This is a genomic window from Allopontixanthobacter sediminis, from assembly GCF_009828115.1.
In the GTDB taxonomy this organism is placed as follows: Bacteria; Pseudomonadota; Alphaproteobacteria; order Sphingomonadales; family Sphingomonadaceae; genus Allopontixanthobacter; species Allopontixanthobacter sediminis.
Window position 1 is genome coordinate 891,938 of the sequence record NZ_WTYL01000001.1, and the last position, 12,738, is coordinate 904,675.

Genomic DNA, 12,738 nt, shown 5'->3' on the forward strand with positions numbered 1-12,738 from the left:
CAATGAAAATCGCCATCGCTTCCGATCATGCTGCGACCGACCTCAAGTCGGAGCTGCGTGACTGGCTGATCGACGAAGGTCATGAGATTGCCGACCTCGGGCCTGAGCCGGGCGAGAGCGTCGATTATCCCGATTACGGCCGAAAGCTGGGCGAAGTTGTTGCGGATGGCACGGCGGAGCGCGGGATCGCGCTGTGCGGTTCCGGCATAGGCATCTCGATCGCAGCCAACCGCAACCCGGCGGTCCGTTGCGCGCTGGTGTCCGAACCTCTCAGTGCCGCACTTGCCCGCGAGCACAACGATGCGAACTGCATCGCCATGGGCGCGCGCCTGACCGGGATCGACATGGCCAAGGCATGCGTGACCGCTTTCCTCGAGACCGAATTCGCCGATGCCCATGACACCGCCGGGCGCCACCGGCGCCGCGTCGATAAACTGTCCAAACTTACCGCTGGAAACTGACCTATGAACAAGGAAACCAAGATCATGAGCCGTTTCTGGCATGACAGCCTGGAACAAGCGGATCCCGAGATTGCCGCGGCAATTGACCATGAACTGGCGCGCCAACAAGACAAGATCGAGCTGATCGCGTCGGAAAATATTGCCAGCAAGGCGGTGCTCGAAGCGACCGGTTCGGTGTTCACCAACAAATACGCCGAGGGTTATCCGGGCAAGCGTTACTACGGTGGCTGCGATTATGCGGACGTGGTGGAGACGCTGGCGATCGACCGGGCGAAGGAGCTCTTCGGCTGCGATTTCGCCAATGTGCAGCCCAATTCGGGCAGCCAGATGAACCAGGCGGTGTTCCTGGCGCTGCTCAGTCCCGGCGATACCTTCATGGGGCTGGACCTCAATTCGGGCGGTCATCTGACGCACGGTTCGCCGGTCAACATGTCCGGCAAATGGTTCAACCCGGTGCCCTACGGCGTGCGCAAGGGCGATGAGCTGATCGACATGGACGAGGTCGAGCGGATCGCGAAGGACTGCCAGCCCAAACTGATCATCTGCGGCGGCACGGCCTATTCCCGTACCTGGGATTTCCCACGTTTCCGCAGCATCGCGGACGAGGTTGGCGCTTACCTGCTTTGCGACATGTCGCATATTTCCGGGCTGGTCGCGGGCGGCGTACACCCCTCGCCCTTCCCGCATGCGCATATCGTCACCAGCACCACCCACAAGAGCCTGCGCGGACCGCGTTCCGGGATCATCCTGTGGAACGACGAGGCGCTAACGAAGCCGCTCAATATGGCGGTCTTCCCCGGTCTGCAGGGCGGCCCGCTGATGCATGTCGTCGCGGCCAAGGCGACCGCTTTCCTTGAAGCCCTGCGGCCCGACTTCAAGGTCTATGCCCAGCAGGTGGTCGATAACGCCCGCGCGCTGGCGGCTTCGCTGGAGGAAAACGGCCTGCGGATCGTGTCCGGCGGGACCGACAACCACTCGATGCTGGTGGACCTGAGCGCCCGGGACGTAACCGGAAAGGATGCCGAAAAGGGTCTCGATCGCGCTTGGCTGACTTGCAACAAAAACGGGATTCCCTACGATAGCAGAAGCCCGTTTGTGACCAGCGGCATCCGCCTCGGCACACCAGCGGGCACCACGCGCGGTTTCGGGACCGACGAATTCCGGACCATCGGCAAACTAATCGCAGAAGTGGTCGATGGTCTTGCGAAAAACGGCCCCGAGGGTGACGCCCAGGTCGAAGAAAGTGTCCGCAGCCGGGTAAGCGAATTGTGCGCTGCCTTCCCAGTCTATCCCGGGAGATAACCATGTCTGACCAACCAAACGATTTCATTTCCGACGCCAAGGCAGAACTGAGCGGCATGGCCAAGGAAGGGATGCATCATCCCTCCATGAAGCCGGTCCTGACCGGCGCCGCTGTCGGCGCGGTTGCAGGCGCGTTGCTGCCGATCGTCAGTCTGCCGCTCGGCCTTGCAGCGGGCGCGGGTTACATGTTCTACAAACGATTGCGACCGTAAGTGCGCTGCCCATTCTGCGCGAATGAAGACAGCCAGGTAAAGGACAGCCGCCCGACAGAGGACAACGCCTCCATCCGGCGGCGGCGCCAATGCGCCAGTTGCGGTGCGCGGTTCACCACCTTCGAACGTGTGCAATTACGCGAAGTGACTGTCGTGAAAAGCGGGGACCGCCGCCAGGGGTTCGATCGCGGCAAGCTGGAACAGTCCGTCACGCTTGCCTGCCGTAAACGCGGTGTCTCGCAGGAACGTATCGATCAATTGGTGTCCGGTATCCAGCGGCAGGTCGAAACTGCGGGCGAAAGCGAAGTCGCTTCCTCCCGCATCGGCGAATTAGTGATGGACGGCCTACGCCAGATCGACAGCGTCGCCTACATCCGCTTCGCCTCCGTTTACCGAGACTTCAGCGAAGCCCGCGATTTCGAGGAATTCGCCAGCGCCGTTCAGGATGTCGGTGCAGATGCCAAAGACAGCTGAAGGCGCTCCCAAGCCGCCGGTCATCGTGCTCGTCCGCCCGCAATTGGGCGAAAATATCGGCAAGGCAGCGCGGGCGATGCTCAATTTCGGGCTGACCGAACTGAGGCTGGTGGCGCCGCGGGATGGCTGGCCCAACCCCGATGCAGGGCCGTCGGCCGCCGGGGCGGATATCGTGATCGAGCGAGCGGCGGTTTTCGAAACGACGGCGGAGGCGGTGGCGGACTGCGCGCATGTCTATGCCACCACAGTTCGCCGGCGCAACGATACCAAGCCTGTGGTTTCGCCCGAGGAAGCGGCCGCCGAAATCCATGTGGCAACGGGTCGCAGTGCATTGCTGTTCGGCGCGGAAAGGTCCGGGCTGGATATCCAGGATGTGTCGCTCGCCCGTAAGATCCTCACCGTTCCGATCAATCCGGAATTCTCGTCGCTCAATCTCGCGCAAGCGGTAATCCTGTGCGCCTACGAATGGTCGAAATTCGAAACGCTGGAACAGCCGACGGTAACCGATCAGCTGCCACCCGCCCCGCAGGAAGACCTGGAAGGGTTGATTGCCCATTTCGAGCAGATGCTGGAACCGAAGGACTATTTCTTCCCAGAAAGCCGGGCGGACATGACCCGGCGCAACCTGCGCAACGTGCTCACAGGCGCAGGCTGGAACCATCTCGAGGTCAGAACCATGCGCGGAGTGCTCACCACTCTCGCCCGCAAACCGCGCTGATCTGGTCTTACAGGACTTGACCTGACCCCCATTCCTGTTAATGGGCGCGCTTCGTAAATTGGCTCCGCATCCCGGTGAAGCGGCGGCCGCATCAGGCATACTCGGTCTGGTGGTGCGAAACCGGGTTCAAGCGTCAGCCACTCGAACGGTTCGGGTGGCGGCGATAGCAAATTGGATATGAATCATGTCGAAGCGTAAGGCATCGAAGTACAAACTTGACCGCCGGATGGGTGAAAACATCTGGGGTCGTCCGAATTCCCCAGTCAACAAGCGTTCCTACGGCCCCGGCCAGCACGGTCAGCGCCGCAAGAGCAAGGTCTCCGACTTCGGCCTGCAGCTGCGCGCCAAGCAGAAGCTGAAGGGCTATTACGGCGACGTGACCGAGAAGCAGTTCCGCAGCACCTACAAGGAAGCTGCCCGGATCAAGGGTGATACCGGCCAGAACCTGATCGGCCTGCTGGAACGCCGCCTCGACATGATCGTGTACCGCGCCAAGTTCGCGCCGACGATTTTCGCTGCGCGGCAGATCGTCAGCCACGGCCACATCCGCGTCAACGGCGTGAAGTGCAACGTTGCTTCGCGTCGCTGCGATCTGGGCGATGTCATCAGCCTGGGCGACAAGGCCAAGGAAATGGCGCTGGTCATCGAAGCGCAGAGCCTGCCGGAACGTGACATTCCCGATTACGTTGCTGTCGACGGCAACGACAAAGTGACCTTCACCCGCATTCCGAAGCTGGATGAAGTGCCTTATCCGGTAACGATGGAACCAAACCTGGTCGTCGAATTCTATTCGCGCTGATCGGTTTCGAAATTACACCAAAAGGGCGGTCCCGCGGGGTCGCCCTTTTTGTTTGGCATTTTGGTAGCGCTGCCCGGTTTAGCGATCGATATCGTCCCAGCGGGCAAATTCGTAGGCGATCGAGCCTTCGACGAGCGCTTCCCACATCTGGCCGATGACCGTTTCCGGCAGACCGCGCTCCTTCGCGTCAGCCATCGCGGCGGAGATGACCTTGGCCTTGCGTGGTTCGTCGCGGACCGCCTCGCGTTCCGGCTTGATCCGCGCGGCAGCTTCCATGTATCCAAATCGCCGGGCGAACAGCGCCATCAGCTCGCGGTCGACGTGGTCGACCCCCTCGCGGACGTCATCCATGGTTTCACAATTCTCGGGCGATTTGGGCATCAAGCGGCTTTCTTGAGATATTCGTTGCGAAACGATGATGCAAATGCGGCAAATCGCCCTTCGGCGATCGCATCGCGCATGGCCTGCATCAGCTGTTGGTAGAACGCAATGTTGTGCTCTGTCATCAACATCGCGCCGAGGATTTCGCCGGATTTCACCAAATGGTGCACATAGGCGCGGGTGTAAGTCGCGCAGGTCGGGCAGGAACAGCGGTCGTCAAGCGGATCGGTGTCCTCGGCAAAACGGGCGTTGCGCAGGTTGATCGGACCATTCCAGGTGAAGGCCTGTCCGTTGCGGCCGGACCGGCTCGGCAACACACAGTCGAAGATATCGACCCCGCGCTCCACCGCGCCGACCAAGTCGTCGGGCTTGCCCACGCCCATCAGGTATCGCGGGCGGTCGCATGGAAGCTGGCCCGGCGCGAAGTCGAGGGTGGCGAACATTGCTTCCTGCCCTTCCCCAACCGCCAGCCCGCCGATCGCATAGCCATCGAACCCGATTGCGGTCAGCGCCTCGGCAGAGCGGCGGCGCAGATCCTCGTCCAGCGCTCCCTGTTGGATACCGAACAGTGCGGCACCGGCGGCATGGTCCCCGCCTGCGTCGAAGGCGTCGCGGCTGCGCTGCGCCCACCGCATCGACATTTCCATGCTCGCTTCGATCACCTCGCGGGGCTGGTCGGCACGCGGACATTCGTCGAACGCCATGACGATGTCCGACCCGAGCAGGCGCTGGATTTCCATCGAGCGCTCCGGCGTCAGCATATGTTTCGACCCGTCGAGATGGCTGCGGAACTCCACCCCTTCCTCGGTAAGCTTACGAAGGTCGGACAGGCTCATCACCTGATAGCCGCCGCTGTCGGTCAGGATTGGCCGCTGCCAGTTCATGAACCGGTGCAGCCCGCCAAGGCGCGCCACACGCTCCGCACCGGGCCGCAACATCAGGTGATAAGTGTTGCCGAGGATGATATCCGCGCCGGTCGCGCGCACCGTTTCCGGCTTCATCGCCTTCACCGTCGCGGCGGTTCCTACGGGCATGAAGGCAGGCGTGCGAATCTCTCCGCGGCGCATGGCGATCGTGCCGGTGCGCGCCTTGCCATCGGTTGCGGCGATGGTGAACTGGAACCTTGGGGGACGAGTTTCGGTCATGGACTTGCGGCCCTTAGCGGCAGCGGCCACAGGGGGCAAATGGCAACATTGGGCGGGCACCGAAAGGCAGCGGATATTGGAAACGTTTGAAGTCGCCGCGTGGCTGTTCCCGGTCATGTTTTCGGTCGCGGTATTCACCGGCTTTGTCGATTCGATCGCGGGCGGCGGCGGGCTGGTGATGATGCCGGCGCTGCTCGCAACTGGAATGCCGCCGCACCTCGCGCTCGGCACCAACAAGCTGCAATCGGTGTTCGGCACCAGCATGGCTTGCCGCAACTACTGGAGAGGCGGTCTGGTGCAGGTGCGGGAGAATCTGCCGCTGGTCGCACTTGCCTTTGGCGGTGCGGCGGGGGGCGCCCTGGTGGTACAGCAGATATCACCCGGCGTGCTAACCTATATCGTCCCGGTATTCCTGCTGTTGCTGGCCGGTTACGTGATCTTCAGCCCCGCAATGACCGATGTCGATGCGCATGAGCGCCTGACCCGGCGGGGCTACGCGCCGGTGGCAGGTGGGATCGGCCTGTATGACGGGTTCTTCGGACCCGGTACTGGCCAGTTCTTCACTGCGAGCCTGGTCGGCCTGCGCGGGCACGGGCTGACCCGCGCGACCGCCAACACCAAGCTGTTCAACGCCGCCACCAATTGGGCGGCGGTGATCGTCTTTGCGCTCGGCGGCAAGGTGGTGTGGCTACTGGGCGTGACGATGGCTGCGGGGGCCATGCTCGGCGGCTATCTCGGATCGCACTTCGCCATGCGGCACGGTGCGAAAGTGATCCGGCCGCTGATGATCATCGCCTCGCTGGGGCTGACGGGGCGGCTGATCTGGGGCTGGTTTACGTCCTGAGCCGCCATCCGGTCTTGAAGATGAACGCGATGACCGCCACGCAGGCTGCCAGAAACCCGAGGGTGATCCCGAACGACAACCAGATATTGACGTCGGACGCGCCGTAAAAGGTCCAGCGCAGGCCGTTCACCAGATAGACGATCGGATTGACCAGTGCGATGCTGCGCCACGGATCGGGTAACATGTCGATGGAATAGAACGTGCCGCCAAGGAAGGTGAGCGGCATCAGGAACAGCAGCGGGACCACGCTCAACTTTTCGAAATTGTCCGCCCAAATGCCAAGGATGAACCCGAACAACGAGAACGCGCTGGCGACCATCATGATATAGCCTATGGCCAGTATCGGATGTTCGATCCGGTAATCGACGAACAGTGTAGCGGTAAGCAGGATGATCGAGGCGAGAATCAGCGATTTGGTCACCGCCGCTCCGACGAAGCCCGCCAGTGTTTCCGCCACCCCGACCGGTGCGGACAGCAATTCGTAGATCGTGCCGGTGAACCGCGGCATGTATATGCCGAAACTCGCGTTGCTGGTGCTTTCGCTCAGCAAGGTCAGCAGCAGCAGGCCGGGCACGATAAATGCGCCGTAATTCACCCCGCCAACCGAATCCATCCGGCCGCCGATCGCGGCGCCGAACACGATGAAATAGAGCGACGTGGTGAGCACCGGCGCAAGCAGCGACTGCATCGCAGTGCGCATCGCCCGCATGACTTCGCGCACATAAATGGCCCAGGCCGCGCGCATATTGAAGCCGATCACGAGGGTTCCTCCACCAGGCCAACAAAAATGTCCTCGAGCGTGGAATCGCTGATCTCGATACCGACATAGTCAATATTCGCGCGGGTCAGCGCCTTGGTCAGGTCGGCGACTTCCTTCTTGCCGAGCCCGGTCCCGTCCCCGCCGCGGTAGCAGAGATCGAGCCCGGTGCTGTCGAGATGGACCGGGAAACGCGCGATCTCAGGCGGCAGTTCGGCGAGCGGTGCCGCCAGCGTGATATGCGCCTCGGTCCGTCCGAGCCGCGCCATCATGGACTGCTTGTCGTCAACCATCAGCAATTTGCCGCCGCGGATGATTCCCACCCGGTCGGCCATTTCCTCGGCTTCCTCGATGTAGTGAGTGGTGAGGATCACGGTCACGCCCTGATCGCGCAGACGCCCGATCAGTCGCCACATGTCCCGGCGCAGTTCCACGTCCACGCCGGCGGTGGGCTCGTCGAGGAAGAGCAATTCGGGGTCGTGCGCCAGCGCCTTGGCAATCAGCACCCGGCGCTTCATCCCGCCGGACAGCCGCCGGATCTGCTCGTCTCGCTTGTCCCAAAGACTAAGGGACTTGAGGATTTCCTCGATCCGCGCAGGGTCCGACGGGCGGCCGAACAGCCCGCGCGAAAAAGCCACCGCGCGGCGCACCGGCTCGAACATGTCGGTCGACAATTCTTGAGGCACCAGCCCGATCCGCGCTCGGGCCGACCGCCAGTTGCCGGAAAGATCGTCACCGAACGCGCGAATGGTACCTGAAGTAGGCCGAACGAGACCGCAGACCGCGCCGATCAGCGTGGTCTTGCCGGCGCCGTTGGGACCGAGGAGCGCGAAAATCTCGCCCTTGGAGATTTTCAGATCGACCGAATCCAGGGCTTTGAAGCCGCCGGCAAAGACCTTGGTCAGATTCTCGATTTCAAGGATGGGTTCGCTCACCACTTCAGTAGTGGTGATGCGCGCCGGAATTGCAAGCGCCTTACGGGATCAGCAGGCTGGAATCGCCGTAACTGTAGAACCGGTATTCGTCCGCGACCGCATGCGCGTAAATTTCCTGCATTCGCTCCAGCCCCATCAGCGCGCTGACGAGCATGAACAGGGTCGATTTGGGAAGGTGAAAATTGGTCATCAGCCCGTCGATCGCGCGGAACTTGTATCCCGGTGTAATGAAGATCGAGGTATCACCTGCGAACGGGCGGATGACCTTGTCCTCCCCCGCAGCGCTTTCGAGCAGCCGCAGACTGGTCGTACCGACTGCGATTACCCGGTTTCCCGATTCTCGCGCGGCGTTCAGGCGGTCTGCCGTTTCGGAATCGATCCGGCCCCATTCGGCGTGCATCGCGTGGTCGGCGGTGTCGTCCGCCTTGACCGGCAGGAACGTGCCAGCGCCGACGTGAAGCGTCAGCATTTCGCGGACAATTCCGGCATCGTCGAGCGCAGCAAGCAATTCCGGTGTGAAATGCAGCGCAGCGGTGGGCGCGGCGACCGCACCGTCCTCTCGCGCGAAGATGGTCTGGTAATCGCTTTTGTCGCGCTCGTCGGTCGGGCGCTTGCCCGCGATATAGGGTGGGAGCGGCATCCGGCCAGCCCTCTGGAGCAGCGTCTCGACCGGCTCGTCACCTTCGAAAGCAAGGGTAAAGCTGCCGTCCGGGTGGCGCTGTTCCGCAATGGCGGCGACATCGCTGGCGAACTGGATACGGTCGCCTTCGCGCAGGCGTTTGGCGTTGCGGATGAAGGCCTGCCAGCGGCGCAAGTCGATCCGCTTGTGCAGTGTTGCCCCGATCTTCGCCTCGCCCCGGGTTCCCTCCAGCTGGGCCGGAATGACACGGGTGTCGTTGAACACCAGCACGTCGCCGCGATTGAGCATGGACGCAAGGTCGCTGACAATCCGATCGTCTATTCCGGCAGTCCCCTTCGCCACCAGCATCCTCGCGGAATGCCGCGGCAACGCCGGACGCAGGGCTATCCGTTCTGGCGGAAGCTCGAAATCGAACAGGTCAACGCGCATTGCGCGCCGATCAGTTTTGCGGTGCGGACAGCATGTCGGCCGTGATTGCGGCCGCCGGCGCGGGAGGCGCCGCTACCGGAGGAGCCTTGTTGTCGGCCGCAATCGAAGCCTGCAGGATGCGGGTCGGATTTGCAGGCGGTTCGCCGCGCGCGATCTTGTCCACCGCGTCCATGCCTGAAATCACCCGGCCGAAATTGGTGTAGCGCCGATCAAGCGAAAACCGCGGGTAGAAAGTGATGAAGAACTGGCTGTTGGCGCTGTCTTCGGTTTGCGCACGGGCCATCGAAACGGTGCCGCGAAGATGTGGCATGCGGTTGAATTCTTCTTCGAGGTCGGGAAGCTCGGACCCACCCTGCCCGGTACCGGTCGGATCACCCGTCTGCGCCATGAACCCGTCGATTACGCGGTGGAAGATCACCCCGTCGTAAAATCCCTGGCGAGCCAAAGTCTTGACCCGCTCGACATGATTAGGGGTCCACTGCGGCATCAGCCGGATCATTACCCGCTCGCCTGTCGACAGGTCCAGCACGAGAATGTTTTCCGGATCCTCGGTCACGTCGTAATTGATCGGCAGGAATACTTCCGGCACGGCTTCGGCGGCTTCGGCCTGCTCGGTCGTCTCGGCGGGTGCCGCTTCAGGAGCGTCCTGCGCGGAAACGGAGAGCGGAACAAATGCCATTGAGGCAAGCGCGCCGGCGGCGATCAGGCGTTTAAACATCATAATCCTGTCAATCTGGGGCGTTATCCGGTGCCCGTTTAGCGGGTCCATCTAGCGGGCATCGTCTGTCGGTTCAATGAATGATCAATAATCGCCCAATTGGCCCAGCCCCTCGACCCGCCGGACCACGTCATCGCGCACCGTGGCGCTTACAAACGGAGCGATATCACCGCCGAACAGGGCGATTTCCTTGACCAGCTTTGAGGCGATCGGTTGCAGGGAGACATCGGCCATCAGGAACACGGTTTCGATATCGTCGTCGATCTGCTGGTTCATGCCCGCCATCTGGTACTCATATTCGAAGTCGGCGACCGCGCGCAGTCCGCGGACGATTACCGCCGCATTCTGCTTGCGCGCGAACTTCATCAGCAAGGCGTTGAAGCCGACCACTTCGACATTGTCGATGCCCATGTCCGCAACTTCGCGCGCGACCATCGCCATACGTTCGTCGGGGGAGAACATCGGGTTCTTCGAAGGATTGGTCGTCACCCCGATAATAAGCCTGTCGACCAGCTTTGCACCGCGGCGGATGATATCCGCATGGCCCAGGGTAATCGGGTCGAAGGTCCCGGGATAAATGCCAATCCGTTCCGCGGCCATTACCGGTCCCTTTCGACGATGTAGCGTGCAAGGGCGGACAGCAGCGCCGCGTCCTTCCCATGTCCGGCGAGATGTCCGACAGCCTGCTCGACCAACGCATGCGCCTGGTCGCGCGCGCCCTCCACACCCATCAGTGTAACGAAGGTTTGCTTGCCTTGCTCGTCATCCTTGCGCAGCGCCTTGCCTGCCTTTGTCTCGTCCCCTTCCTGGTCGAGAAGGTCGTCGGCAATCTGGAACGCCAGCCCGATATCGCGGGCATAGGCGCGCAGATGCGCCCGCCCCTCGATTGAGACCTTGCCCAGGACCGCGCCCATCTCCACCGAAGCGGCGAGCAAGGCACCGGTCTTGAGTTGTTGCAGCCGGGTTATGGCGCGCAGGTCGTATTGCTGGTGATCGGCAGCCATATCCATCATCTGGCCGCCCGCCATTCCGTTCATGCCGCTCGCCCCGGCCAGCGTGGCAATCAGTTCGGACCGGGTGAAGGGATCGGTACTGGTGGCGTGATCCGACAATATCTCGAACGCGAGGGCATGCAGCGAATCGCCTGCAAGCACCGCGGTCGCCTCGTCGAACTGCTTGTGGAGCGTCGGCTTGCCGTGGCGCAGATCGTCATCGTCCATGCACGGAAGGTCATCGTGGATCAGCGAATAGACATGGATCGCCTCGACTGCGCAGCCCGCGCGCACTGCGGCATGACGGTCAACCCCGAACAGGGCGGCGGTTGCCGCCAGCAGCAGCGGGCGAACGCGTTTGCCGCCACCGATCGCGGCATAGCGCATCGCTTCGACCAGCCGTGCGCGGGTATCCTCCGGGACCGGCAACAACGCGTCGAACGTTTCGTCGACATCGGCCTGGATCCGGTTCAGCCCTTCGGCAAGAATATCCCCCCCTGTCACCACCAGATCCACCTCAGGAGGCCGGGTCGAACGGTGCGGTTCCGCTGGGCTTGCCGTCCGCACCCGCCACGATCTTCTCGATCCGGGCCTGCGCTGCATCTAGCCGCGCCTGGCAATGCTGGCGCAAGGTCTCGCCGCGTTCATACAGGCTGATCGATTCGTCGAGCGGAACCTCGCCGCTTTCCAGTCGCCGTACTACCTCCTCCAGCGCACCAAGCGCGGCTTCGAAGGTCATTTCCGAAATATCGGGAGTATTGTCTGCCATGGCGATGGAGCATTGACCGCGCCCCGTGGCGAGGTCAAGTTGTGTCAGAGCAATAGCGCACGAGGGGGGGCCAATATGAAGTGGATTATCGCCTATGTCGCAGCGGCCGTATCGTTCGGCGTGCTAGATGCAATCTGGCTGCGCTGGGCGGGGCCCAATTTCTACCGGCCCAATCTGGGCGAGCTGCTGGCAGACAATTTCCGCATCGCTCCGGCGCTGGTTTTCTACGCTGCTTACATCGCGGGAATAGTGTGGTTCGCGGTGCGACCTGGCCTCTCCGGCGGGTTGGGGATTACCGCGCTGAACGGGGCTCTGCTCGGCGCGCTTTGTTATGCGACCTATGATCTGACCAACCAGGCGACGATGAAGGTGTGGCCGGTGCAGGTTACGATTGCCGATATACTGTGGGGCGCGTTCGCCACCTGTGTCGCGGCGACGATCGCCGCGTTCGTTGTGCAGAAGGCGCTCTAGGCCGTGTTCATCGGGCATTGGGCACCCGCGTTCGCCGCCGCTGCCATCTCGCCCAAGGCGCCAAAGCTGGGCACGCTGTTCGTCGCCGGTCAGTTGGTCGATTGGGGGTTCGCGATCCTGGCTATGGGAGGTGTGGAGAAATTGCGCGTTGTGCCGGGCATCACGGCGATGAATTCGATGGATTTATACCATATGCCGTATACCCACAGCCTGCTGGGCACCGCGATCTGGGCGGCGGCTTTCGCACTGATTGTCTTCGTATGGCAGAAGAATTTCACCGGAGCGCTGATTGCGGGCGCAGTCGTGCTTTCACACTGGTTCGTCGACCTGCTCGTCCACCGCCCTGACCTCACGATCACCGGAGCACCGCCGCCAGTGGGCCTCGGCCTGTGGAATTACCCGTTGATCGCGATTCCTCTGGAACTGGCCATAACCATCGCCGCCTTCGCATGGTATGTGCGCCGGACCCGCGGACCGATTGTGCCGCCGATGATCCTGCTGGGACTGCTGCTGGTCCTGCAATTTTCCAACTGGTTCGGACCGCAACCGTCATCGATCGGGCCAGCGGTTCTGCTAGCGGGCATGGCGACATTCGGAGTGGTGACTTTTTTTGCCTACTGGGTGGGGACAACCCGCCGTCACAAGCGCCTGCGGGGCTAGCGGCGCGCGCTCCCCCTCGCTAAGGGCAGGC

The 12,738-nt window shown here is 62.3% G+C and carries 18 protein-coding genes; 9 read left to right on the forward strand and 9 right to left on the reverse strand.

Going from position 1 to position 12,738, the window contains the following annotated elements:
* Positions 1-2 precede the first annotated feature (2 nt).
* The 6 genes from rpiB to rpsD all read left to right on the forward strand — a co-directional run bounded on the left by rpiB (position 3) and on the right by rpsD (position 3,966).
* Entirely contained in the window at positions 3-461 is a 459-nt protein-coding gene (gene rpiB / locus GRI65_RS04480; RefSeq protein WP_160755296.1) for a ribose 5-phosphate isomerase B, read from the forward strand.
* Positions 462-464: 3 nt separating this feature from the next.
* Positions 465-1,763 (forward strand): serine hydroxymethyltransferase, encoded by a 1,299-nt coding sequence (gene glyA, locus GRI65_RS04485; protein WP_160755297.1) that lies wholly within the window; start codon positions 465-467, stop codon positions 1,761-1,763.
* A 2-nt stretch (positions 1,764-1,765) separates the two neighbouring features.
* Positions 1,766-1,975, forward strand: a complete 210-nt coding sequence (locus GRI65_RS04490; RefSeq protein ID WP_160755298.1) for a hypothetical protein — start codon at positions 1,766-1,768, stop codon at positions 1,973-1,975.
* Positions 1,976-2,449: a transcriptional regulator NrdR gene (nrdR, locus tag GRI65_RS04495; protein ID WP_160755299.1), complete on the forward strand. Its 474-nt coding sequence runs from the start codon at positions 1,976-1,978 to the stop codon at positions 2,447-2,449.
* On the forward strand, positions 2,433-3,167 hold the full coding sequence (locus GRI65_RS04500; RefSeq protein WP_160755300.1) for an RNA methyltransferase: 735 nt from the start codon (positions 2,433-2,435) through the stop codon (positions 3,165-3,167). Before nrdR ends, GRI65_RS04500 begins: the two co-directional genes overlap by 17 nt.
* Before the next feature lie 184 nt (positions 3,168-3,351).
* Positions 3,352-3,966 (forward strand): 30S ribosomal protein S4, encoded by a 615-nt coding sequence (gene rpsD, locus GRI65_RS04505; protein WP_160755301.1) that lies wholly within the window; start codon positions 3,352-3,354, stop codon positions 3,964-3,966.
* Positions 3,967-4,044: 78 nt separating this feature from the next.
* Here rpsD and GRI65_RS04510 read toward each other — a convergent pair whose 3' ends face one another.
* A complete protein-coding gene (locus GRI65_RS04510) occupies positions 4,045-4,347 on the reverse strand; it encodes a chorismate mutase (RefSeq protein WP_160755302.1) in 303 nt (100 codons plus the stop codon).
* Positions 4,347-5,492, reverse strand: coding sequence for a tRNA guanosine(34) transglycosylase Tgt (gene tgt, locus GRI65_RS04515; RefSeq protein WP_160755303.1), 1,146 nt, complete (start codon positions 5,490-5,492; stop codon positions 4,347-4,349). Before tgt ends, GRI65_RS04510 begins: the two co-directional genes overlap by 1 nt.
* A 76-nt stretch (positions 5,493-5,568) precedes the next feature.
* On the opposite strand from tgt, the gene GRI65_RS04520 reads away from it, so the two are divergent.
* Complete coding sequence (locus GRI65_RS04520) at positions 5,569-6,336, forward strand: TSUP family transporter (RefSeq protein ID WP_232843909.1); 768 nt, start codon at positions 5,569-5,571, stop codon at positions 6,334-6,336.
* Here the strand turns inward: GRI65_RS04520 and GRI65_RS04525 are convergent.
* The 7 genes from GRI65_RS04525 to GRI65_RS04555 all read right to left on the reverse strand — a co-directional run bounded on the left by GRI65_RS04525 (position 6,326) and on the right by GRI65_RS04555 (position 11,576).
* A complete protein-coding gene (locus GRI65_RS04525) occupies positions 6,326-7,081 on the reverse strand; it encodes an ABC transporter permease (protein WP_202391170.1) in 756 nt (251 codons plus the stop codon). The genes GRI65_RS04520 and GRI65_RS04525 overlap by 11 nt on opposite strands.
* 11 nt (positions 7,082-7,092) lie before the next feature.
* A complete protein-coding gene (locus tag GRI65_RS04530; protein ID WP_160755306.1) occupies positions 7,093-8,028 on the reverse strand; it encodes an ABC transporter ATP-binding protein in 936 nt (311 codons plus the stop codon).
* A 40-nt stretch (positions 8,029-8,068) separates the two neighbouring features.
* Positions 8,069-9,097, reverse strand: a complete 1,029-nt coding sequence (queA, locus tag GRI65_RS04535; protein ID WP_160755307.1) for a tRNA preQ1(34) S-adenosylmethionine ribosyltransferase-isomerase QueA — start codon at positions 9,095-9,097, stop codon at positions 8,069-8,071.
* 10 nt (positions 9,098-9,107) lie between these two features.
* Positions 9,108-9,815, reverse strand: coding sequence for a peptidylprolyl isomerase (locus tag GRI65_RS04540; RefSeq protein ID WP_160755604.1), 708 nt, complete (start codon positions 9,813-9,815; stop codon positions 9,108-9,110).
* Positions 9,816-9,899: 84 nt separating this feature from the next.
* The gene (coaD, locus tag GRI65_RS04545; RefSeq protein WP_160755308.1) at positions 9,900-10,415 is read right to left on the reverse strand and encodes a pantetheine-phosphate adenylyltransferase; all 516 of its coding nucleotides are present in this window, start codon (positions 10,413-10,415) and stop codon (positions 9,900-9,902) included.
* Positions 10,415-11,314 carry a polyprenyl synthetase family protein gene (locus GRI65_RS04550; RefSeq protein ID WP_332872594.1) on the reverse strand — a complete coding sequence of 300 codons (900 nt, stop codon included), beginning with the start codon at positions 11,312-11,314 and terminating at the stop codon, positions 10,415-10,417. The genes coaD and GRI65_RS04550 overlap by 1 nt, the downstream gene beginning before the upstream one ends.
* A gap of 10 nt (positions 11,315-11,324) precedes the next feature.
* Complete coding sequence (locus tag GRI65_RS04555) at positions 11,325-11,576, reverse strand: exodeoxyribonuclease VII small subunit (protein WP_160755310.1); 252 nt, start codon at positions 11,574-11,576, stop codon at positions 11,325-11,327.
* A gap of 75 nt (positions 11,577-11,651) precedes the next feature.
* Between GRI65_RS04555 and GRI65_RS04560 the strand changes: the two genes are divergently transcribed.
* Together GRI65_RS04560 and GRI65_RS04565 are read left to right on the forward strand one after the other, a co-directional pair.
* Positions 11,652-12,047, forward strand: coding sequence for a DUF2177 family protein (locus GRI65_RS04560; protein ID WP_160755311.1), 396 nt, complete (start codon positions 11,652-11,654; stop codon positions 12,045-12,047).
* 3 nt (positions 12,048-12,050) lie between these two features.
* On the forward strand, positions 12,051-12,707 hold the full coding sequence (locus GRI65_RS04565; protein WP_160755312.1) for a hypothetical protein: 657 nt from the start codon (positions 12,051-12,053) through the stop codon (positions 12,705-12,707).
* The last annotated feature ends 31 nt before the right edge of the window (positions 12,708-12,738 follow it).